23 protein-coding genes are annotated in these 20,511 nt (G+C 69.3%); 18 read left to right on the forward strand and 5 right to left on the reverse strand.

Translation table 11 applies throughout. From position 1 onward, the window contains the following. Nucleotides 1-56 precede the first annotated feature (56 nt). The gene (locus FFS20_RS00980; protein ID WP_137824061.1) at nt 57-956 is read left to right on the forward strand and encodes an aldo/keto reductase; all 900 of its coding nucleotides are present in this window, start codon (nt 57-59) and stop codon (nt 954-956) included. Nucleotides 957-1,012: 56 nt separating this feature from the next. Here the strand turns inward: FFS20_RS00980 and FFS20_RS00985 are convergent, their stop codons facing one another. Continuing rightward, entirely contained in the window at nt 1,013-1,315 is a 303-nt protein-coding gene (locus tag FFS20_RS00985) for a hypothetical protein (RefSeq protein ID WP_137824062.1), read from the reverse strand. A gap of 95 nt (nt 1,316-1,410) precedes the next feature. Here FFS20_RS00985 and FFS20_RS00990 point away from each other — a divergent pair, with 95 nt between their 5' ends. From FFS20_RS00990 to mshC, 3 genes are read left to right on the forward strand one after another with little or no spacing between them, the layout of a single operon-like run. Beyond that, on the forward strand, nt 1,411-1,974 hold the full coding sequence (locus FFS20_RS00990) for a DUF3090 domain-containing protein (RefSeq protein WP_137824063.1): 564 nt from the start codon (nt 1,411-1,413) through the stop codon (nt 1,972-1,974). Then, nucleotides 1,961-2,794 carry an SCO1664 family protein gene (locus FFS20_RS00995; RefSeq protein WP_249356349.1) on the forward strand — a complete coding sequence of 278 codons (834 nt, stop codon included), beginning with the start codon at nt 1,961-1,963 and terminating at the stop codon, nt 2,792-2,794. Before FFS20_RS00990 ends, FFS20_RS00995 begins: the two co-directional genes overlap by 14 nt. A gap of 40 nt (nt 2,795-2,834) precedes the next feature. Then, complete coding sequence (gene mshC, locus FFS20_RS01000; protein WP_137824064.1) at nt 2,835-4,094, forward strand: cysteine--1-D-myo-inosityl 2-amino-2-deoxy-alpha-D-glucopyranoside ligase; 1,260 nt, start codon at nt 2,835-2,837, stop codon at nt 4,092-4,094. A 1-nt stretch (nt 4,095) separates the two neighbouring features. On the opposite strand, the gene FFS20_RS01005 is transcribed toward mshC, so the two are convergent. Further along, nucleotides 4,096-4,926 (reverse strand): PAC2 family protein, encoded by an 831-nt coding sequence (locus FFS20_RS01005; protein ID WP_137824065.1) that lies wholly within the window; start codon nt 4,924-4,926, stop codon nt 4,096-4,098. Between the two features lie 22 nt (nt 4,927-4,948). Here FFS20_RS01005 and FFS20_RS01010 point away from each other — a divergent pair, with 22 nt between their 5' ends. Beyond that, nucleotides 4,949-5,608: an HAD family phosphatase gene (locus FFS20_RS01010; RefSeq protein ID WP_137824066.1), complete on the forward strand. Its 660-nt coding sequence runs from the start codon at nt 4,949-4,951 to the stop codon at nt 5,606-5,608. On the opposite strand, the gene FFS20_RS01015 is transcribed toward FFS20_RS01010, so the two are convergent. Beyond that, nucleotides 5,586-6,395 carry a PD-(D/E)XK nuclease family protein gene (locus tag FFS20_RS01015; protein WP_137824067.1) on the reverse strand — a complete coding sequence of 270 codons (810 nt, stop codon included), beginning with the start codon at nt 6,393-6,395 and terminating at the stop codon, nt 5,586-5,588. The two genes, FFS20_RS01010 and FFS20_RS01015, sit on opposite strands and share 23 nt — an antisense overlap. A gap of 142 nt (nt 6,396-6,537) precedes the next feature. Between FFS20_RS01015 and FFS20_RS01020 the strand changes: the two genes are divergently transcribed. Genes FFS20_RS01020 through arc form a run of 3 tightly spaced genes read left to right on the forward strand, consistent with a single transcriptional unit; the run spans nt 6,538 to nt 10,530 of the window. Beyond that, nucleotides 6,538-7,698 (forward strand): site-2 protease family protein, encoded by a 1,161-nt coding sequence (locus tag FFS20_RS01020; protein ID WP_137824068.1) that lies wholly within the window; start codon nt 6,538-6,540, stop codon nt 7,696-7,698. 46 nt (nt 7,699-7,744) lie between these two features. Then, the gene (locus tag FFS20_RS01025) at nt 7,745-8,869 is read left to right on the forward strand and encodes a tRNA (adenine-N1)-methyltransferase (RefSeq protein WP_137824069.1); all 1,125 of its coding nucleotides are present in this window, start codon (nt 7,745-7,747) and stop codon (nt 8,867-8,869) included. Nucleotides 8,870-8,883: 14 nt separating this feature from the next. Beyond that, nucleotides 8,884-10,530 (forward strand): proteasome ATPase, encoded by a 1,647-nt coding sequence (gene arc, locus FFS20_RS01030; RefSeq protein ID WP_137824070.1) that lies wholly within the window; start codon nt 8,884-8,886, stop codon nt 10,528-10,530. Between the two features lie 37 nt (nt 10,531-10,567). On the opposite strand, the gene FFS20_RS01035 is transcribed toward arc, so the two are convergent. Then, nucleotides 10,568-10,963, reverse strand: a complete 396-nt coding sequence (locus tag FFS20_RS01035) for a DUF3054 domain-containing protein (protein ID WP_137824071.1) — start codon at nt 10,961-10,963, stop codon at nt 10,568-10,570. Nucleotides 10,964-10,995: 32 nt separating this feature from the next. Here FFS20_RS01035 and dop point away from each other — a divergent pair, with 32 nt between their 5' ends. The 7 genes from dop (at nt 10,996) to FFS20_RS01070 (ending at nt 17,042) form a co-directional block, all read left to right on the forward strand. After that, a complete protein-coding gene (gene dop, locus FFS20_RS01040) occupies nt 10,996-12,534 on the forward strand; it encodes a depupylase/deamidase Dop (protein ID WP_137824072.1) in 1,539 nt (512 codons plus the stop codon). After that, nucleotides 12,534-12,725, forward strand: a complete 192-nt coding sequence (locus FFS20_RS01045) for a ubiquitin-like protein Pup (RefSeq protein WP_137824073.1) — start codon at nt 12,534-12,536, stop codon at nt 12,723-12,725. Before dop ends, FFS20_RS01045 begins: the two co-directional genes overlap by 1 nt. 1 nt (nt 12,726) lies before the next feature. After that, entirely contained in the window at nt 12,727-13,527 is an 801-nt protein-coding gene (prcB, locus tag FFS20_RS01050) for a proteasome subunit beta (protein WP_137824074.1), read from the forward strand. Beyond that, complete coding sequence (gene prcA / locus FFS20_RS01055) at nt 13,524-14,213, forward strand: proteasome subunit alpha (protein WP_137824075.1); 690 nt, start codon at nt 13,524-13,526, stop codon at nt 14,211-14,213. The genes prcB and prcA overlap by 4 nt, the downstream gene beginning before the upstream one ends. Then, nucleotides 14,213-15,616 (forward strand): Pup--protein ligase, encoded by a 1,404-nt coding sequence (gene pafA, locus FFS20_RS01060; RefSeq protein ID WP_137824076.1) that lies wholly within the window; start codon nt 14,213-14,215, stop codon nt 15,614-15,616. Before prcA ends, pafA begins: the two co-directional genes overlap by 1 nt. A gap of 33 nt (nt 15,617-15,649) precedes the next feature. Next, on the forward strand, nt 15,650-16,606 hold the full coding sequence (locus FFS20_RS01065; RefSeq protein WP_249356351.1) for an FKBP-type peptidyl-prolyl cis-trans isomerase: 957 nt from the start codon (nt 15,650-15,652) through the stop codon (nt 16,604-16,606). A 61-nt stretch (nt 16,607-16,667) separates the two neighbouring features. Further along, complete coding sequence (locus tag FFS20_RS01070; protein ID WP_137824077.1) at nt 16,668-17,042, forward strand: FKBP-type peptidyl-prolyl cis-trans isomerase; 375 nt, start codon at nt 16,668-16,670, stop codon at nt 17,040-17,042. 12 nt (nt 17,043-17,054) lie between these two features. Here FFS20_RS01070 and FFS20_RS01075 read toward each other — a convergent pair whose 3' ends face one another. Then, nucleotides 17,055-18,191 carry a DUF3866 family protein gene (locus tag FFS20_RS01075; RefSeq protein WP_137824078.1) on the reverse strand — a complete coding sequence of 379 codons (1,137 nt, stop codon included), beginning with the start codon at nt 18,189-18,191 and terminating at the stop codon, nt 17,055-17,057. A 51-nt stretch (nt 18,192-18,242) separates the two neighbouring features. Between FFS20_RS01075 and FFS20_RS01080 the strand changes: the two genes are divergently transcribed. The 3 genes from FFS20_RS01080 (at nt 18,243) to tatA (ending at nt 20,483) form a co-directional block, all read left to right on the forward strand. Then, nucleotides 18,243-19,256, forward strand: a complete 1,014-nt coding sequence (locus tag FFS20_RS01080) for a WYL domain-containing protein (protein WP_249356353.1) — start codon at nt 18,243-18,245, stop codon at nt 19,254-19,256. Beyond that, nucleotides 19,240-20,127 carry a WYL domain-containing protein gene (locus FFS20_RS01085; RefSeq protein WP_137824079.1) on the forward strand — a complete coding sequence of 296 codons (888 nt, stop codon included), beginning with the start codon at nt 19,240-19,242 and terminating at the stop codon, nt 20,125-20,127. The genes FFS20_RS01080 and FFS20_RS01085 overlap by 17 nt, the downstream gene beginning before the upstream one ends. A 74-nt stretch (nt 20,128-20,201) precedes the next feature. After that, nucleotides 20,202-20,483: a Sec-independent protein translocase subunit TatA gene (tatA, locus tag FFS20_RS01090; RefSeq protein WP_249356356.1), complete on the forward strand. Its 282-nt coding sequence runs from the start codon at nt 20,202-20,204 to the stop codon at nt 20,481-20,483. Nucleotides 20,484-20,511: the final 28 nt, after the last annotated feature.

The raw sequence follows: 20,511 nt of genomic DNA on the forward strand, positions 1-20,511 counted from the left end.
GAGGGTTGGTGGGAACGTGACCACGGTAGTCGGCGAATCGGGTAACCTCAAGAATCATGAACTCCAACCGCCTGGGAACGACCGGTCTTGACGTCAGCGATGTGGGTTTGGGCACCTTCGAGTGGGGGCACCGGGTCGACGGGCGGGACGCGCAGAGGCTCGTCGACGCATACGCCGAGGCGGGCGGCAATCTTCTCGAACTTCCCAGCTCAGGCCTCCATGCGGCTGAGATCCTCGGACAGGTCGACCTGCCGGACGCGGTGAGCGTGATGGGCAGGGTCGGGGTGTCGCTGAGTGAGTCATCCCACATCGAGCTCGGGCTCGGGCGCGCCCGCATCCTCGACCAGGTCGCCGAGCTGCTGCGCGCGATCGGCCGGGACCACCTCGACGTCCTCGTCCTCGATGTCTTCGACGCTGAGGTCGACAGGTCCGAGACCGCCTCGGCGATCGACACCCTGCTCACGCTCGGCACCGTCCGCTACGTCGGCGTCTCCCACCACACGGGGTGGCAGCTCGCCGAGATGCGCGGGGCCGGCATCCCGATCGCGTGCGCGATCAGCGAATACTCTCTGCTCAACCGCGACGCCGATGCCGAACTCGGGCCGGCCTGCGACTATGCGGGGATCGGCCTCATCGCCGGTGCCGGTCTCGGCCGCGGGGTGCTCGCGGACAGGTACCAGCGCGGCACTCCGCAGGACTCGCGGCTGGCGGGGGAGCTCTCCGACTACGTCTCGCCCTACCTCGACGACAGGGCGTCGCGAGTGCTCGCCGGGGTGCGCCGGGCCGCGGCGGCCCTCGGGGTGAGCACGACCGACATCGCCCTGGCCTTCAACCGCGAACGCGGCATCGCCTCCACCCTCGTCTCCGCGCGCACCCCGGAGCAGCTGAATCAGATCATGGGAAGCGACGTCACCCTCGAACCGGAGATCGCCGAGGTGCTCGAGCAGATCTCCTGAGGCCTCGGCTCCCGACAGGCACCGGCTCCCGTGAGGTCGTGAGCTCCCGTCAGCCGTCAGCGCCGGGCGTCGTCGATGTCGTCCTCGTCATCGTCGTCATCGGCGACGCCGAACTCGTCGTAGTCCTCGTCCTCGTCGTCGGCCTTCGCATCCTCGACATCGTCGAAGAGCTCGAACGGGGTGACTTCGTCGTACGCGGTGTAGATGGCGTCTTCGTAGATCTCGAAGGCGTCGGCCAAAGCCATGTAGGCGGCTTCGACTCGGGGGTCTTGGTCTCCATTGCGATGTGCGGATGCGGCGAAGTGCTCCCTCACCGCTTCGAGGAACGCGTCCAGGGCCTCACGAGGATCTGTGCTCATGAGTCAAATGTATCCCAGCACGACGGTCACGCCTAGAGTCGGCGCAGATGGCCGGGGTTCCGAACACCGGGCGGCAGTGGATTAGGCTGGGCCACATGGCCTCACTCTACGATCACCCCACACCCGACCGCTTCGTCGTCGGCACGATCGGCCTGCCGGGGGAGCGGACCTTCCTCCTCCAAGCGAAGTCCGGCGACGCCCTGACGACGGTGATCGTCGAGAAGGAGCAGGTCGAGATCCTCGCCGACCGCATCACCGAGCTCCTCGACATGGTGATGATCAAGGACCCTGCCGCCCGCGTGCCGCAGACTGCGATCGACGACCGCATCGACAACGCGGGACTCAATGTCCCCATCGACCCCGAGTTCCGGGTCGGGACGATGAGCCTGGGGTGGGACACCGTCGCCCACGAACTCGTCGTCGAATGCTTCGAACTCACCGAGGAGGACGCGCAGGCCGGGACCTCGGCCGACCCCGATGACGACGAGGTCGAGCGCGACGTGCTGCGGACCGTCCTCGACGCGGCCGGTGCCCGCGAGTTCGCGCGCCGCGCCGAGCAGGTCGTCTCCGCCGGGCGCGGGGACTGCCCGTTCTGCTCGCTGCCGCTCGAACCCGAAGGCCACCTCTGCCCGCGCGCCAACGGTGTTGCACGAGCCTGAGGGTCCGGCGGCGGTCGACCGCCTCGTCGAATCCGCGCTGACCGGCGGGGAGCTGACGCTCATGGGAGACATCCCGCGGGCGAGCAACGCGACCTCGCTCGTCGTCGTCGACCACGCCGGCCGCGTGCTCAAGGCCGTCTACAAGCCGATCGCCGGCGAGAGACCCCTTCGCGACTTCCCCGACTGGACCCTTGGGCGGCGCGAAGTCGCCGCCTACCGGCTCAGCGCCCATCTCGGCCTGCGGGTCGTCCCGCCCACCGTGCTCCGCACCGACCTGCCGCACGGCCCCGGTTCCCTCCAGGCCTACGTCGAGGACGCCGGCGACGACGCCGATGTCGCCCTCACCGAGATCGACGGGATCCCCGAGGCCTTCGCCCCGATGTTCGCTCTGCGCACCGAGGAGGGACGGGACCTCGTCCTCTCCCACAGCCTCGGCGAGGAGCTGCGTCGGGTCGCCTTCTTCGATCTGCTCGCCGGCAACGCCGACCGCAAGGCCGGACACATCATCACCGGCAGCGTGCTGCCCGGGGCGGCCGGGGGACTCGGGACGTTCGGCATCGACAACGGCTTGAGCTTCCACCGGCAGGAGAAGCTGCGCACGGTGCTCTGGGGGTTCGCCGACTCCGCGTTCGATGACACCGAGCGCGCTGCCCTCGACGAGGTCGCGGCCATGCCTGCGGTGCTCGGGGACGCGCTCACCGGATGCCTGAAGGAGACGGAGATCACGGCGCTCGCGCAGCGGGCGCAGACCCTTGCCGACACCGGGGTGTTCCCCGCCCCGCCCGAGGACCGGACGGCGATTCCCTGGCCGCCGATCTAGGACGTGCTCGCGACCGTCGGTCTCGGTTAGGCTGGTCTGCGTGAAATCATGGTCCGCACCTGAGCTGCCCCAGCTGTCCACCACCGGCACAGTCCCCACCGTCTTCGACACCGGGGCGCGCAGCCCGAGGCGACTGAGCGGACGCGACGGCCGAGCAGCCCTCTACGTCTGCGGGATCACTCCTTACGATGCGACCCACCTCGGTCATGCCGCGACCTACGTCGCCTTCGACCTGCTCGGCCGGGTGTGGCGCGATGCCGGCCTCGAAGTCGTCTACGTCCAGAACACGACCGATGTCGACGATCCGCTGCTCGAACGCGCCGCGGCCACGGGCGTGGACTGGCGCGAACTCGCCGAATCGCAGATCCAGCTCTTCCGCGACGACATGGAGGCCCTGCGCGTCATCCCGCCGCAGGACTACGTCGGCGTCGTCGAATCGATTCCGCGCATCGCCGCCGCGGTCAGCGCCCTCCTCGCCGAGGGGGCGGCGTACACGCTGGACAACGGCGACGTCTACTACCGGGTGGACACCCCGATCCAGCCGCCGTTCGGCAGCGTCAGCCACGACGATCGCGCGACGATGCTGCGCCTGTCAGCCGAACGCGGCGGCGACCCCGAGACCCCCGGCAAGGAGAATCCACTCGACCCGCTGCTGTGGCGCGCGGCCCGCGAGGGCGAACCCTCCTGGGACGGCGGGGCGCTCGGCCCGGGACGCCCCGGCTGGCACATCGAGTGCACGGTCATCGCCGACGACTGCCTCGGACTGCCCGTCGACGTCCAGGGCGGCGGCAGCGACCTCATCTTCCCGCACCACGAGATGGGCGCCGCCCATGCCGCGGCGTGGCAGCACACGCCGCTGGCGCGGACGTTCATGCACACCGGCATGGTCGGCTTCGAGGGCGAGAAGATGAGCAAGTCGAAGGGCAACCTCGTCCTCGTCTCGCAGCTGCTCGCCGAAGGCGTCGACCCGATGGTCATCCGCACCGTGCTCCTGTCGAACCACTACCGCAGCGACTGGAACTTCACCCGCGACCTCCTCGACTCCGCCGCCGAGCGCCTCGCCGCATGGCGACACGCGGCGACGTGCGAATCGGAGTGCCGGGAGGGGCTGCGCACCCATATCATCGGCCTCCTGCGCGAAGCCCTCGCCGACGACCTCGACAGCCCGCGGGCCCTGGGGATCCTCGACGAATGGGCCGAGCACTACGCCGACACCCCGGCTGGACAGCCCGGCCCGGTGACGGGCGAGCGGGTCGCCGACGCCGTCGACGCCCTGCTCGGCATCCGACTGCGCGACTGACTCAGCGCTCGCGGCCGCGACCGCGCAGGTAGCGTTCGAACTCCGCGGCGATCGCCTCGCCGCTGGCCTCGGGCAGCTCGGTCGCGTCGATGCGCTGTTCGAGGCGTCCGAGCAGCTCGCCCAGCTGCGGATTCGCCGACACGACCTCATCGGCGCCGAGCTCCCAAGCCCGGCTCTCCTCCTCGAGGATGGGAATGTCGATCTCCACCCCCGTGGTCTTCTCGACGGCCCGGACGAGGGCGAGTTCGGCCTTCGGCGACGGCGAGTCGCCGAGGTAGTCGGGCACGCCCACCCAGAGGTTGATGGCGGTGAGCTGCCGCCACGAGCACGCGACCCCGAGGAGTCCGAGGATGCCGATGGGCCCCTCGTAGCTGTTGATCTCGATGCCCAGCTGCGCGGCGAGGTCGGGGTCCTCGGTGTTCGCGACGACCGGCAGCGGCCTGGTGTGGGGCACCTCGGCGTGGAGACCGCCGAGGAGGACGACGGAATCGTCCTCACCCACCTCGGCGAGGATGAGGGAGAGGAACTCCCGCCACTTGAGTCCGGGCTCGTGCCCGTGGATGACGGTGACCGCGCGCCCCTCATGGGTGCCGCGGTGGACCTCGACACCGGGCCACGCGATGCTCGCCCGCCCCGTCTCATCGCGTTCGATCTCCGGTTCGGAGAAGCGGAACTCGTAGAAGCCGTCGGTGTCGAGGATCTCGCTGTCGTCGAGCCCCCACGTGTCGATGATGTCCTTGACCAGCGAGCTCGCCGCCTCCGAAGCATCGGCATCCTGCCCCTCGAAGGCGATGAAGACGAGCGCACCGTGACCTGATGGGAGAAATGTCATGCGACCACATTACGCTGGAACCATGACGAATCCTGGCGCGGTCCTCTGGGACATGGACGGAACCCTGGTCGACACCGAACCGTACTGGATCGAGGCCGAGACCGAGCTCATGGCCGCCCACGGACTGCCGTGGTCGGAGGAGCAGGGGCTCGAGTTCGTCGGCAACGATCTCCTCACCTCCGGCAACCTCATGCGAGAGGCCGGGCTCGACCTGCCGGCACCCGTCATCGTCGACACCCTGCTCGCGGCCGTCATCGCCCGCATCACCGAGTCCGTGCCCTTCCGGCCCGGGGCGCTGGAGCTGCTGAGCGCGCTGCGGGAGGAGGGGATTCCGTGCGTGATGGTGACGATGTCCTACCGCAGCCTCGCCGAGGCGGTCATCGCCGCGTGCCCGCCCGGCAGCTTCGTCGGGCTCATCTCCGGTGACGAGGTCAGCGCCGGCAAACCCGACCCGGAGCCCTACCTCGCGGGAGCCGCGCTGCTCGGTCTCGATCCCGGCAGCTGCATCGCCCTCGAGGACTCCCGGCCCGGACTGGCCAGCGCCGAGGCGGCGGGCACGATCGCGATCGGCATCCCGCACCTCGTCGACCTCGACCCCGCCCCGGGCACGACGCTGTGGACGAGCCTCGCCGGACACGACGTCGACGATCTGCGCGCGCTCACGTCCCGACTATCCGCGTGATCTCCGGGGTCGGGGGAGCGGCGTTGCCCCAGGCCGGGCACAGGGGCTTGAACGAGCACCAGTTGCACAGCGGGGACTTCCGGGGACGCCAGCGATCGGCTTCGGCCGCCGCGACGATGTCGTTCCAGATCGCGGCGATCTCGAATTCGCTGGCCTCGAGGTCGGCCGGCGTCGGATGCGATTTGAGGATGCTCCGCGAGCCGAGGTACATGAGCTGGAGCGTGTGGACGAGTTCCCCGGTGAGCCGGTACTCGACGAGCGCGTAGAAGCCCATCTGGAACTTCGCCTCCCGCCCGTACTGGGGTTTCGGCTGCTTGCCGGTCTTGTAGTCGACGAGGCGCTTCTCCCCGCCCGGAGCGACATCGACCCGGTCGATGAATCCGCGCAGTTCAAGGCCGTTGTCCAGCGTCGTCGTCACGTACTTCTCCGTCGTCTCCGGTTCGAGATGCTCGGGGTACTCGAGGGTGAAGTACGCGCGCACGAGGTTGTGGGCGGATGTGAAGAATGTCTCCTTCTCCGCATCGTCGGCGAAGATCTCGAGCACGGTCGGGTCCTTCTCGACGAGTGCGTCCCAGCTCGGGGAGAGCATCGCCTGGGCGGCGTCCTCGGTGCGCTCGGCCGCCGGCAGCGCGAAGAGCTGCTCGAGCACGGAATGGACGAGCGTGCCCTTGAATGCCGCCTGTGAAGGGGGTTCCGGAAGCCTGTCAATGCTGCGGAAGCGGAACTTCAAGGGGCATTGCACGAAGTCGTTCGCACGGGACGGAGAGAGACTGGTGAGCTCGGCCATGCACCCACTCTAGCGAGGGGTCCTGACACGGGCAGGGCGCCGCCGTCGAGTTGAGCGGACACGACGCGTCTGACATGGTGAAGGCCTCTGCCGCTGTTAGGCTGAGAATCCCGACCCCGACGTGCAAGAGGATGTCCTTTTCATGGCCGCGAAGAACCACCAGACCGGCGCCTCATCCGGCGTGCGCCTGGGGACCGTTCTCGGCGCCCCCGTCATCCTCGCGTGGTCGTGGTTCCTCGCCGCGATCGTCATCACGATCCTCTTCGCCCCCTGGGTGCACACCGTGCGCCCCGACCTCGGTCTGTGGTCGTGGGCGGTGGCGTTCGCCTACGCCGTCCTCCTCTTCGCCTCGGTGTTCCTCCACGAACTCGCCCACGGCGTCGCCGGACAGTTCTACGGGCAGAAGGTCGCGGCGATCGAGCTCAACATCTGGGGCGGCTTCACCCGCTTCGAACCGCAGGTGGACAATCCGCGCGACAAGGCGGCGATGACGAGCTTCGTCATCTCCATCGTCGGGCCCATCGTCAACATCGTCCTCGCCCTCCTCGGGTGGTGGTGCCTGAGCGCGGTCACCCCGTACTCGGTGCCGTGGCTGCTCCTCATCGCGATCACCTTCGCCAACGTCGCCCTCGGCGCGATCAACCTTCTGCCGGGCATCCCGCTCGACGGCGGATGGGCGCTGCAGGCGCTGATGTGGCGGATCACCGGCTCCCAGTACCTCGGCACGATCGTCGCGAGCTGGGTGGGGCGGATCATCGCGATCGGCTTCATCGGCTGGTCGGTCATCACCCCGCTGCTCGCCGGGCAGCGGCCCGATCCGCTCAACGTCGCCTGGATGTCGCTCATCGCCATCATGCTGTGGTTCTCCGCCGGGGATGCCGCGACCCATGCGAAGCGGGCCCGGAAGATGGAGACCTACGACCTGCGGCAGGTCATCCAGCCGGCGATCGCCGCGACCTGGGACGCCGATCTCGCCGACACCCTCGACTATGCGAACACCCTCGGCCACGCCAAGGAGCGCACGCTCATCGTCGTCCTCGACCAGAAGGGACTGCCCTACGGTCTCGTCGACCGCCACGCCGCGGCCGGCCGCCTTGCCGAATCGATGACCCACATCCCCGTCGGCGAAGTGGCCAGGCCCCTTGCCGGCTGGATCGGGGTGCCCAAGGACATCACGGCACCGCACCTGCTCGAGTCGCTGACCCACCGCCCCAAGGCGCAGTTCTGCCTGGTCATGGACGGCAACACGCTCGTCGGCGTCATCGATCTGCAGGAGTTCTTCGACGAGCTTCTCGCGGCCTGAACCGGTGTGCGTAAGGCACACCTCACCAGCGTAGAGTAGAAGCATCATGACTGAGCCTCACCGACCCGACACCGCACTGCGCGCGGGGGAGAAGATCCAACTCACCGATCCCAAGGGCCGGATGCACACGATCGTGCTCGCCTCCGGAGAGGTGTTCCACACCCACAAGGGACTCATCAGCCACGACGACATCATCGGCCGACCCGAGGGCATCGTCGTGACGAACTCCGGGGGTGTGGACTTCCAGGTCTTCCGCCCCCTCTACGAGGACTTCGTGCTCTCGATGCCGCGCGGGGCCGCCGTCGTCTACCCCAAGGATTCGGGCCTCATCGTCACCCTCGGCGATGTGTTCCCCGGAGCCACCGTCGTCGAGGCGGGCGTCGGGTCAGGCGCCCTGTCGATCGCCCTGCTGCGCGCCGTCGGACCGCAGGGCCGCCTCCACTCGTTCGAGCTGCGGGAGGAGTTCGCCCACATCGCCGCCGGCAACATCGCCGACTTCTTCGACGGCGCCCCCGACAACTGGGCGGTCACGGTCGGCGACCTCGCCGAGACCCTGCCTGCCGAGTTCGCTCCCGGCACGGTCGACCGCGTCGTCCTCGACATGCTCACCCCGTGGAACGTGCTCGCCGCCGTGACGCAGGCGCTGGCTCCCGGGGGAGTCGTCATCGCCTATGTCGCGACCGTCCCGCAGCTCTCGCGCTTCGTCGAGGCGGTCCGGGAGACCGGGTGCTTCAGCGAGCCGAACGCGATGGAGTCGATGGTCCGCGGCTGGCACGTCGACGGACTCGCCGTCCGCCCCGACCACAGGATGATCGCCCACACCGGCTTCCTCGTCATCGCCCGCAGAATGGCACCGGGGGAGGTTCCCCTGGAGAAGAAGAAGCGCCCCCAGGGCGCGCCGGCATCGAGCGCCGACGTCGAGGCGTGGACCGGGGGAGAGGTGACGGAGACGGCGATCGGCACCCGGGTGGCGACCGGCAAGAAGCTGCGTCGCGTGATGCGCGAGGCCGGCAGACGGCTCGAGACCCCCGGCACGGACCAGCCACAGCCCGCGCCAGACCAGCCGTTCGCAGACCAGACCGACTCGGCACAGCCGGTCGCAGACCAGACCGACCCCGCCCAACCGGCCGCAGCGGCCACGGAACCGGCAGCGGCCACGGAACCAGAGTAGAAGGAGGACAGCCGATGACAGAGACACCGACGAGCGAGGTGAAGAAGCTGCGGGAGGACACCGCTTCCCTGCGCCAGCAGCTGTTCACCGCCGGCAAGCGGAACGAGGCGCTGTCGACGACGCTGCGCACCGCCCGGGAGGAGCTCGGGCGGATCAAGGAGGAGGCCCGGCGGCTGACCGAACCCCCGAACAGCTGGGGCACTCTCATCGCCGTCGACGCCGAGGGTCTGTCCGCCGATGTCATCGTCGGCGGACGGCGGATGCGGGTGGCGGTCGGTCCCGAGGTCGAGACGGCGACGCTGCGGCCCGGCACCGAGGTGCTCCTGTCCGAAGGTCTCGTCATCATCGGCACCGGCGACTTCGGCTCGGTCGGCAGCGTCGTCACCGTCCGCGAGTTCATCGACGACACCCGCATCCTCGTCGGCGCTCCCGGCGATGACGAGCAGGTCTACGTCCTCACACAGGAGGTCCTCGACTCAGGCGTCCGCCTCGGCGATGCCGTCGTCGTCGACACCCGCACCCATTTCGCCCTCGAGGTCGTCGAGAAGCCGGAGGTGTCCTCGCTCCTGCTCGAAGAGGTCCCCGACATCACGTACTCGGACATCGGCGGCCTCGCCGATCAGATCGGGCAGATCCAGGACGCCGTCGAGCTGCCCTTCGAACACCCGCAGCTCTACACCGAGCACGGGCTCAAACCGCCCAAGGGCATCCTCCTCTACGGTCCGCCCGGCTGCGGCAAGACGCTCATCGCCAAGGCGGTCGCGAACTCGCTCGCCGAACGCAGCTCGGAACGGGCGCGCCGGACCTACTTCCTCAACATCAAGGGTCCCGAACTCCTCGACAAGTACGTGGGAGAGACGGAGCGGCAGCTGCGGCTGATCTTCGCCCGGGCCCGTGAGAAGGCCTCGGCCGGGTTCCCCGTCGTCGTCTTCTTCGACGAGATGGAATCGCTGTTCCGCACCCGCGGCACCGGCAAGTCCTCCGACGTCGAGACGACGATCGTTCCGCAGCTGCTCACGGAGATCGACGGCGTCGAGCAGCTCGACAACGTCATCGTCATCGGCGCTTCGAACCGCGAGGACCTCATCGACCCCGCGATCCTGCGCCCCGGTCGCCTCGACGTCAAGATCCGCATCGAACGGCCCGACGCCGAGGCCGCCCGCGACATCTTCGGCAAGTACCTCACCCCGGCGCTGCCGCTGCGGGAGAGCCTCGTGGCCGAGCACGGGGGAGCCGAGGCCACGGTCAGCGCCCTCATCGACTACTGCGTCGAGCGGATGTACGCGAGCGTGCCGGAGAACGAGTTCGTCGAGGCCACCTACGCCGACGGCTCCCGCGAGGTCCTCCACTTCTCCGACTTCGCCTCGGGCGCGATGATCCACAACATCGTCGACCGTGCGAAGAAGGGAGCGATCAAGTCACTGCTCGAGACCGGGCAGCGGGGTCTGCACCCCGAGCACTTCGCCGAGGCGATCGCCGAGGAGTTCAGCGAGCACGAGGACCTGCCGAACACGACGAACCCCGACGAGTGGGCGCGGATCTCCGGGCGCAAGGGCGAGCGGGTCACCCATCTGCGGATGATGCACCTCGACACGACCCGCGGAGCCCCGACGCTCGAGTCGGAGATCGCCGAGGCGACCCCGAACCCCGACCTGCTCTGAGACCGGTGGCCGGTCCCGGTCCGACGGGGCCGCGGGATCAGCGTCGGTGCGTGCCGCCGCCGGAGACGGCGGTGGCGATGACCCGCCAGCCGACGAGGGTGATGAAGTTGAGCGTCGTGGCGACGACCATGAAGCTCACGGGAACCTGCCCGGGATCGCCGCCGGCGCCCGTGAGGCCGCGGATGACGAGTCCGAGGAGCACGGTGATGGCCCAGATCCCCGTGCCCGAGGCGAGCGGGGACAGCGGTCGGTCCCACACCGCGGCGAGCACCCACGCGACGACGAGGGCGGCGACGAACGGCCATGCGGTCGTGACGATGCCCTGCGGGTCGAGGTCGTTAGAGTGGGTGTAATGACCGATGATCGTGAAGAGGATCACGAGCACGAGGTCGACGACAAGGGCGATCGGGAGATGAGATTTCTTCGCAGCCACGACTGCGAGTCTAACGGTGGAGGGAGCAGGTCATGATCACGGTGCACCGGGTGATGGGAGCCGAGACCGAGTTCGGGCTGAGCCAGCCGGGCAACCCCGGGGCGAACCCGATGCGCGACTCCGCGCGCGTCGTCGACGCGTATGCGGGGCCGCGCGGTCTCAAGTCGTCCCAGAGCTTCTGGGACTTCGAGACCGAGTCCCCGCTCGCCGATGCCCGCGGGTTCCTCATGAACGTCGCCGACGCCGACGTCTCCCAGCTCACGCACCTGCCCGCCGAGGCGGTCGAAGCCGAGTACCTCGCCAACGTCGTCACCGAGAACGGCGCCCGCTACTACGTCGACCACGCCCATCCCGAGTACTCCTCACCCGAGGTGCTCACCCCGCGTGACCTCGTCACCTACGACCGGGCCGGGGACCTCGTCGCCCTGGCCTCCGTCCGTCGCCTGGCCGCGACCGACGCCCCGGTCAACCTCTACAAGAACAACACCGATTCGAAGGGCGCCTCCTACGGCACCCATGAGAACTACCTCGTCGAGCGCACCGTCGACTTCGACGACCTCGTCGCCGGGCTCATCCCGTTCTTCGTCACCCGGCAGATCCTCTGTGGCTCCGGGCGGGTCGGGATCGGCCGCGAAGGGGAGACCCCCGGCTTCCAGATCTCCTCGCGGGCGGACTTCTTCGAAGCCCAGGTCGGACTCGAGACGACGCTGCGCCGGCCCATCGTCAACACCCGTGACGAACCGCATGCCGATCCCGACCGGTACCGCCGCCTCCACGTCATCATCGGCGACGCCACCCTGGCCGAACCTGCGACCCTCGTCCGGTTCGGCTCGACCGCCCTCGTCCTCGGCCTCATCGAGGCGGGTCTGGCTCCCCGGATCGAGCTCGCCGACCCGCTCCAGGCGCTCTGGGACGTCTCCCATGATCTTGAGCTGAGCACCCGTCTGCCCCTGGCCGACGGGTCGCACCTGACCGCCCTGGAGATCCAGGACCTCTACTGGAGCGCCTGCCGGGAACAGGCCGGTGACGACCCGGAGACGCAGGAGGTGCTCGCCGAATGGCGCCGCTTCCTCGACGGTCTCGCGACCGATCCCACCACGCTCGCCGATTCGATCGACTGGGTCGCCAAATGGGTGCTCCTCGACGGCTACCGGCAGCGGGAGGGACTGTCCTGGGATCATCCCAAGCTCGCCCTCATCGACGTCCAGTACCACGATGTGCGCCCTGAGAAGGGCCTCTTCCACAAGCTCGAGCGGGCCGGGCGGATCACCCGCCTGACGACACCGGAGGAGGTCGAGGCCGCCGTCACCACCCCGCCGGAGGGCACTCGCGCCTACCTCAGGGGACTCGCGGTGACGCGGTTCTCCGACGCTCTCGTCGCCGCGAGCTGGGACTCCCTCGTCTTCGACGCCGGGACCGCCGGGCTGGTGCGCCTGCCGATGAGCGAACCCCGCAAGGGAACCCGCGCCCTCCTCGCCGAGCGACTGGCCGACGTCGACGACGTCGACGGCCTGCTCACGGCCCTGGGAGTGACTAGACTGAGCGCCAAGACGCAAGAGAGAAGGCTGTGATGAGCTCGAACGAACAGATCAACAAGGACCACTCGGCCGGTGGGGACGAGCCGCCGGTCGATCCGCCGCAGGTGGTGTCCGCCCAGATCAACACCGAGAACGTCGATTCGATCCTCGACGAGATCGACAGCGTGCTCGAGTCCAACGCCGAAGAGTTCGTCCGCAACTTCGTGCAGAAGGGCGGCCAATGAGATGGCAGGGTTCCCGCCTGCATTCCTCAGCTCGACGAGCAACTCCTTCATCGACCTCATCCGGGATCTCGCCCCGGACGCGCTGCCGCAGCCGCAGGGCTCGCCGATGAGCGAGCAGCTGCCGCACGCGACGACGATCGTCGCGTTCCACACCGCCGCCGGCGTCCTCATGGCCGGTGACCGGCGCGCGACGATCGGGAACATGATCGCCTCCCATGCGATGGAGAAGGTGCGCCCCGCCGACGACTACTCCGTCATCGGCATCGCCGGCACCGCCGGTGTCGCCCTCGACCTCATCCGGCTCTTCCAGCTCGAGCTCGAGCACTACGAGAAGATCGAGGACGCCCGGCTCTCCCTCGGCGGGAAGGCCAACCGGCTCGCGGCGATGCTGCGCGGCAACCTCGGACTGGCGATGCAGGGGCTGAGCGTCGTGCCGATGTTCGCCGGCGTCGACGACTCCCGCCCGGACGGGCAGATCTTCAGCTTCGACATCACCGGTGGCAAGTACGAGGAGCACCGCTTCCACGCGATCGGCTCGGGCTCCGGGTTCGCCCGGGGTGCACTGAAGAAGCTCTGGGAGCCCGGACTCGCGCCCGATGCCGCGCTCAGCGTCGCCGTCGAAGCCCTCTTCGACGCCTCCGACGACGACTCGGCGACCGGGGGACCGGATTTCGTGCGGAAGCTCGCGCCGACGGTCTTCACCGTCGAACTCGGCACCGGGGTCAGGGAGATCCCCGCCGATCGGGTGCTCGCCACCGCCGCCGAGGTGGTCGCGGAGCGGACGCGGAAGGCACAGGCATGACTCAGGCACCGTTCTACGTCTCACCCGAACAGCTGATGAAGGATCGGGCGGACTTCGCGCGCAAGGGCATCGCCCGCGGCCGGTCCGTCGTCGTCCTCCGCTACGACTCGGGCATCCTCCTGCTCGCCGAGAACCCCTCGCCGACGCTGCACAAGATCGCCGAGATCTACGACCGCATCGGCTTCGCCGCCGTCGGCAAGTACAACGAGTTCGAGACGCTGCGGCAGGCCGGGGTTCGCTACGCGGACCTGCGCGGCTACTCCTACGACCGCAGCGACGTCACCGCCCGGGGGCTGACGAACGCGTACGCCCAGACCCTGGCCGGGGTGTTCACGACCGAGTCGAAGCCCTTCGAGGTCGAACTCGTCGTCGCCGAGCTCGGCCGCACCGCCGCGACCGACCAGCTCTACCGGATCACCTACGACGGGTCCGTCATCGATGAGACCGAGCACGTGGCCATCGGCGGCCAGGCCGATGCGATCACCGCGCGGCTCAAGGGGATCGTGACGAGCGCGAAGCCGCTCACCGAGGTCGTCGACCTCGGCATCGAGGCGCTGACCGCCGCCGGTTCGGGTCCGCTGCCCGTCGACGATCTCGAAGCCGCCGTCCTCGACCGCGAGGTGCCCGGACATCGCACCTTCCGGCGGCTCTCCGACGCCGCCCTGGCCGAGCTCCGGTCGGACTGATGGCCCGCATCTACGGGCTCGAGACCGAGTACGGGCTCGCCCACACCCCGGGGGAGGATCGGCGGCGGATCGGCCCCGAGGAGATCGCCCGCTACCTCTTCCGGCCCGTCGTCAGCTGGGGACGGTCGTCGAACGTCTTCCTCCCCAACGGCTCCCGCCTCTACCTCGACGTCGGCTCCCACCCGGAGTACGCGACCGCCGAATGCGATTCGCTCACCGACCTGCTCGCCCAGGATCGCGCGGGTGAGGCGCTGATGATCGACCTCCTCGACCAGGCGCAGGAGGCGCTGGCCGCCGACGGGCTGACCGGGCGGATCCACATGGTGAAGAACAATACGGATGCGGCGGGCAACTCCTACGGTTCGCACGAGAACTTCCTCATCCGCCGCGGCCTCGACTTCAACCGGCTGACCACCGTGCTCCTGCCCTTCCTCGTCACCCGGCAGCTGCTCGTCGGAGCCGGGGCGATCATTCCCCGCGCCTCCTCGTTCCACCCCGATGAGGACGTCTCGCGCACGGACATGACCTTCGGCCTCTCCGCCCGCTCCGACGTCATGTGGGAGGGCCTGTCCTCGGCGACGACCCGCTCGCGGCCGATCATCAACGCCCGCGACGAACCGCACGCCGATGCGGAGAAGTACCGCCGACTCCACGTCATCGTCGGCGACTCCTCGATGTCGACGGCTACCTCGGCGCTCAAGCTCGGCTCCGCCGTGCTCATGCTCGACCTCATCGAACAGGGGGCGCGCATCCCCGACCACGGGCTGCGCCACCCCGTCCGCGACATCCGCGTCATCGCCCGCGACCTCACGGGAAGGACCGTTCTCGAACGCACGGACGGGTCGACGACGACACCGCTGGGACTGCTCACCGACTACCGGGACCGGGCAGCCCACCTCGTCGAGACCGGCGACCACAGCCTCGGGGACGAGACGCTGGCCGCCTATGTCATCGACCTGTGGTCGCGGATGCTCACCGCCGTCGACGCGCAGGACTTCTCCGGCGTCGACACCGAGATCGACTGGGTGATCAAGCGCACGCTCATCGACCGGGCGATGACCCGCGGCGACATCGGGCTGAGCGACCCGCAGATCCAGCGCCTCGACATCGCCTACCACGACATCACCCCGGCCACCGGACTCTTCCCCAAGCTCGAGGCGGCGGGCCTGGCGACGAACCTCGTCAGCCGGCAGGACCAGGACGTGGCGAAGGAGACTCCGCCGCAGACGACGCGGGCGGCCGTGCGTGGAGAGTTCATCCGCGCCGCCCACGACGCCCGCCGCGACTACACCGTCGACTGGGTCCATCTGCGCCTCAACGACGAATCGGGCCGCGCCGTGGCGCTCAAGGACCCCTTCTCTCCGACGCATCCGCAGGCCGAAGCTCTCATCGCCGGCCTGTAGGATCGTCTGGAACATTCCGACGAAAGGAACCACGTGCGCACCACAGTGCTCAGCGCCATCGCGGCAGCCGTGCTGCTGCTCTCGGCCTGCGGGTCGTCCGAGCCCGACGACAGCGGAGCGAGCGCTCCGGCCTCCGTGCCCGCCCAGGACGCGAAGTCGACGAGCCTCGACGACATCACCGTCGACGGCAAGCCGGGCGAGAAGCCGACGGTGGAGTTCACCGCCCCCCTCGTCGTCGAATCGACTGAGGCCAAGGTGCTCACCGAGGGCGACGGCGATCCGGTGGCTGCCGGCGAGCAGGTCACCGCGCAGATGACGCTGGTCTCCGGCGTCACCGGTGAGGTCATCGAGTCGAGCTACGACTCGGGATCGCCCGCCGGGTTCCCCATGGACAAGTCCCAGATCTCTGAAGACCTCTACACCGCGATCGAGGGCAAGAAGGTCGGCTCCCGAGTGCTCATGACCCTCAACGGCAGCCCCCAGCAGGGACAGCCGAGCCAGACGCTCGTCTACGTCATCGACATCGAGAAGACCTCGCAGCCGCTCACCCGCGCCGAGGGCGAGAAGACCGACCAGTCCGGCAACCCCGTGACTGTGACGTGGGAGGACAACGGCGAACCGAAGATCACCGCCCCCACCGGCGACAAGCCGAGCGACCTCCAGACGTATACGACGATCGAGGGCACCGGCCCCGAGGTGAAGGAGGGCCAGACGGTCGCCGTGAAGTACAGCGGATGGCTGTGGGACGACACGTCACAGCCGTTCGACTCGAACTGGCCCGAGGGCAGCCAGCCGTTCCCCGTCTCACCGGTGGGACAGGCCAACGTCATCGACGGCTGGAACGAAGGCCTCGTCGGCCAGAAGGTCGGCAGCCAGATCGTCCTCGTCATTCCCCCGGACAAGGGCTACGGCGCGGCCGGCAGCCCGCCGAAGATCCCGGAGAACGCGACGCTGATCTTCGTCATCGACATCCTCTCGGCCGACGGCTGAGACGGCACGAGCGCTCGACCGCCCGGTCAGGCGCAGCAGTCCACCACCAAGGAGGAACACCATGGCCAAGCAGAAGCCCGAAGTCGAATTCCCCGGCGGCGAGGCTCCCACGGAGCTCGTCATCGTCGACGACATCATCGGCGACGGCCCCGAGGCGAAGCCCGGGGACACCGTGAGCGTCAACTACGTCGGCGTCGCCCACTCGACGGGCGAGGAGTTCGATGCCTCGTACAACCGCGGCACCCCGCTCGAGTTCCGTCTCGGTTCCGGCATGGTCATCGCCGGCTGGGACCAGGGCATCCAGGGGATGAAGGTCGGCGGACGCCGCACCCTGCAGATCCCCGCGCACCTCGCCTACGGCGATCAGGGCGCCGGTGGGGTCATCAAGCCCGGCGAGTCGCTGATCTTCGTCTGCGACCTCGAAGGCATCCGCTGACCGGACCCTGACTCAGGCGGGGGAGACGAGCCCCGCCGCATACCTGCCCGCCGCGGCGGCAGCGAGGAACGCTGCCGCATCGGCGGGCAGTCTGCGTCCCATCGTCGACAGGCCCACGGGGCTGTCCTGCAGGGCCGACCACAGCCCGGTGAGGTCGACGTCGACGAGTTCATGGCCGCGCAGCTGCGGCAGCTGCGCGGCGACCGCCTCGGCGATGACCTGCGGATCGGGATCCATGGCGGCGCGGTCGGCCTCCGCCAGCGTCGCGAAGTCGGGCACCGGCACCCGCACGCCCGGACGGGCCACCTCGGCGAGCGCGGTGAGTGTGTGGTGGGAGATCCCGAAATGCCGGCCCCGGGCATCGGCGTTCGACATCCGCAGGACTCCGACGGGGATGCCGCCGAGGAGGGCGGCGGCATTGAGGTGCTCGCCGACGACGAGACCGGAGAACCCGTACTTCGTCCCCGTGCCGAGGTTGCCCGGTCCCTGCGCGACGACGGCGATGTCGGCGCCGAGGACGTGCTTGGCCGCGAGCAGTCCGGTGTGGATCGTCACCGCCTCGTAATCAGCACCCCACGACTGACCCGTGCTGATGCTGCCGGTGATCCACCCCGCAGCGGTGAGCCCGGCCACGGCCTGGGAGAACGCGGCCGGCAGCGCCGCGCCGTCGGTGAGGATGTAGGCGACGCGCAGCGTCGGATCGACGGCGCGGATGCCGGCGACGATCGCAGGCAGCGCGGAGTGGAGGTCGGCGACGAGGACGGGCATGCCGTCGATCGACTCCGCCGCGGCGAGGATCCCGTGATGCTCCGACTCCTGATCGTCGACGCCGAGGACCATCGTCTGCAGAGGGGAGTAGCGGTCCTTGACGAGATGGCCGGGGCCCGGGGCGGGGTCCGCGGGCAGACGCTCGGGCAGGGCCACGATGAGACCGAAGCCGCCGGTGCCGAGCCGCTTCGCGAGCGCGGAGACGTTGAGCAGGACCGTGTCGCCGACCTGCGGGGTGCCTGTCGCCTCGGTGTAGGCGATCGCCCTGATCCGCTCCACGTCGGTGCCCGGCAGGGGCCGGTCGAGGTCGGCGTCGACCTCGGTGAGACCGGGGCGGGAGGAGCGGATGCCTGCGACGGTGCCTGTGCGCCAATGAATCATGGTCCCAACCCTATCGCCCGAACCCTGTGGCGGTGGGTTACGGTGGATGCTGTGAACACACAACGCGCGAGCCGCCAGCGGCAGCAGACCGAGCGGCTGATGAACCTGCTCATCGCCCTGCGGGCGGCCCGCGGCTGGGTGTCTCGGACGACTCTGATGAGCGCCATCGACGGCTACGGTGACCTCGACGACGCCGCCTTCGACCGCAAGTTCTCCCGCGACAAGGAGCTGCTGCGGCACATGGGGATCACGATCGCGACCCGCGGCGAACACGACGCGTATTCCGATGTCGGGGAGACCGGGTATCGGATCTCCACCGACGACTACGCGATGGGCGATGTCGATCTCACCCCCGCCGAGGCGGCGGCGGTGGCCGTGGCCGCACGCTTCTGGTCCGATACCGAACTCGGCGAATCGAGCGCTCAGGCGCTGACGAAGCTGCGGGCGCTGGGCATCGAGCTCACCGCCGGGCAGGGGCTCGGCATCGGCCCGGGAGCGGCGAGCAAACTCGGCAAAGCCAACTTCGCCACCGCCCTCCACCACATCAACGCCCGCGAAGCGGTGAGCTTCAAGTACCACAAGCCCGGGCAGAGTCCGCGGAAGGTGCGGCTCGAACCCTACGCCCTGCTCAGCCGCGGGGACCGGGTCTACCTCATCGGCTTCGACCTCGACCGCGGGGCCGAACGGACGTTCCGGCTCACCCGGATCGAGGGGAAGCTGGCCAAACTCGGCGGCCGCGACCCCGGGGACTACGAGATCCCCGCCGACTTCGCGCCCGCGGTCAGCCTCCAGGCGAGCACGGAGATGGCCGTCGTCACCGAGGCGCGGCTGCGCCTGGCCGCCCACCGGGCCGATCCGCTGCGCCGGCGTCGGGTGCGGCGCGACGGCGAGGACATCATCGTCGAATACTCCGACGCCCAGACGCTCGCGGCCGAGATCGTCGGCTTCGGCGACGCCGTCGAGGTCCGCGGGCCCGCCGAGCTCGTGCGCGCGGTGCAGGCGCGCCGGGAGACGATCGCCGATTCCCTCGACCGCTTGGGAGGTCGCAGTGTCCTCAGCGCGTGAGAGGCTCACCCGGCTGCTCAGCCTCGTGCCCTACCTCGATGCCCACCCCGGCGCCGACCTCGAGGAGACGGCGGCGTACTTCGGCATCGATGCCGCGACCCTCATCGACGACCTCGAGCTCCTCTTCGTCACCGGTCGTCCCGGCCACATGCCCGATGACCTCATCGACGCGACGTGGGACGGCGGGAAGATCTACATCTCCAACGCCGAGGAGGTCTCCGTCCCCGTGCGCCTGAGCGCCGAGGAGGCCGGCCTCCTCGTCCTCGCCCTCGAGCTCATCGACGCCCTGCCCGGCCTCGACGCCGAGGCGGTGCGCACGGCGGCGGCGAAGCTGCGGGTCGCGGCCGGCGAGAACCTCCACACCCCCGTCGACGTCGACCCCGTCCCCGCCGACGAGGAGCTGATGAGCGCGCTCAAGGGGTTCATCGCCGCCGAGGCGGCCGTCGAGATCGACTACTACGTCGAGTCACGCGACGAACTGACCACGCGCACCATCGCCCCGACGCGCCTCGTGCCCGGCGCCGACTGGTATCTCGACGCGTGGTGCTACTCCGCGCAGGGCCCGCGCCGCTTCGCCCTCTCCCGGATCCGGGCCTGGACGGAGACCGCCCATCCGCCGATGCATGAGGGTGCCGCCCCCGAGGCGCCGACCGAGGTGACGATGACCCTGACCGCGGCCGGGGCGTGGCTCGCCGACGAACTCGACGTCCGTGAGCGGACGTACGGCGTCGACGGCGACGGCAGCGTCGAGATCCGTCTCACCGTCCACTCCCGCGACTGGCTGGCCCGGTTCCTCCTCGGCCATGCCGACGTCGTCGCGGCCATCGACGCGCCGGACGCGGTAGCCGCCGCCCGGGAGCGCCTCGGCTGATCGGCGCGCGCGGATGAAAGGCTCAGCCGCACAGCGTAGAATTGCCAGGAGCAGTCACAAGCCTAGGAGCTCTCATGAACTTAAGCCCCATGCACATCGCCGTGGTGGTCATCGTCATCATCCTCATCTTCGGTGCTCCCAAGCTGCCGATGCTGGCCAGGAGCCTCGGCCAGTCGCTGAAGATCTTCAAGTCCGAGGTCAAGGACCTCCGCAGCGATGACACCGATGAGAAGACCACCGAGCCGGGTCAGCTGGGCCGAGAGTCCGACCAGTCGGCACCGCGCACCACGCCTGACGCCGCGCCGAACCGGTCCGCGGCGCAGCCGAACCAGGATCCGCAGTCTCGCGAGAAGTGAAATCCCACAGCGAACGGAGCGGCCTGTC

Origin of the sequence: Brevibacterium sp. 2SA (assembly GCF_005502845.1) — a bacterium.
Taxonomy (GTDB): domain Bacteria; phylum Actinomycetota; class Actinomycetes; order Actinomycetales; family Brevibacteriaceae; genus Brevibacterium.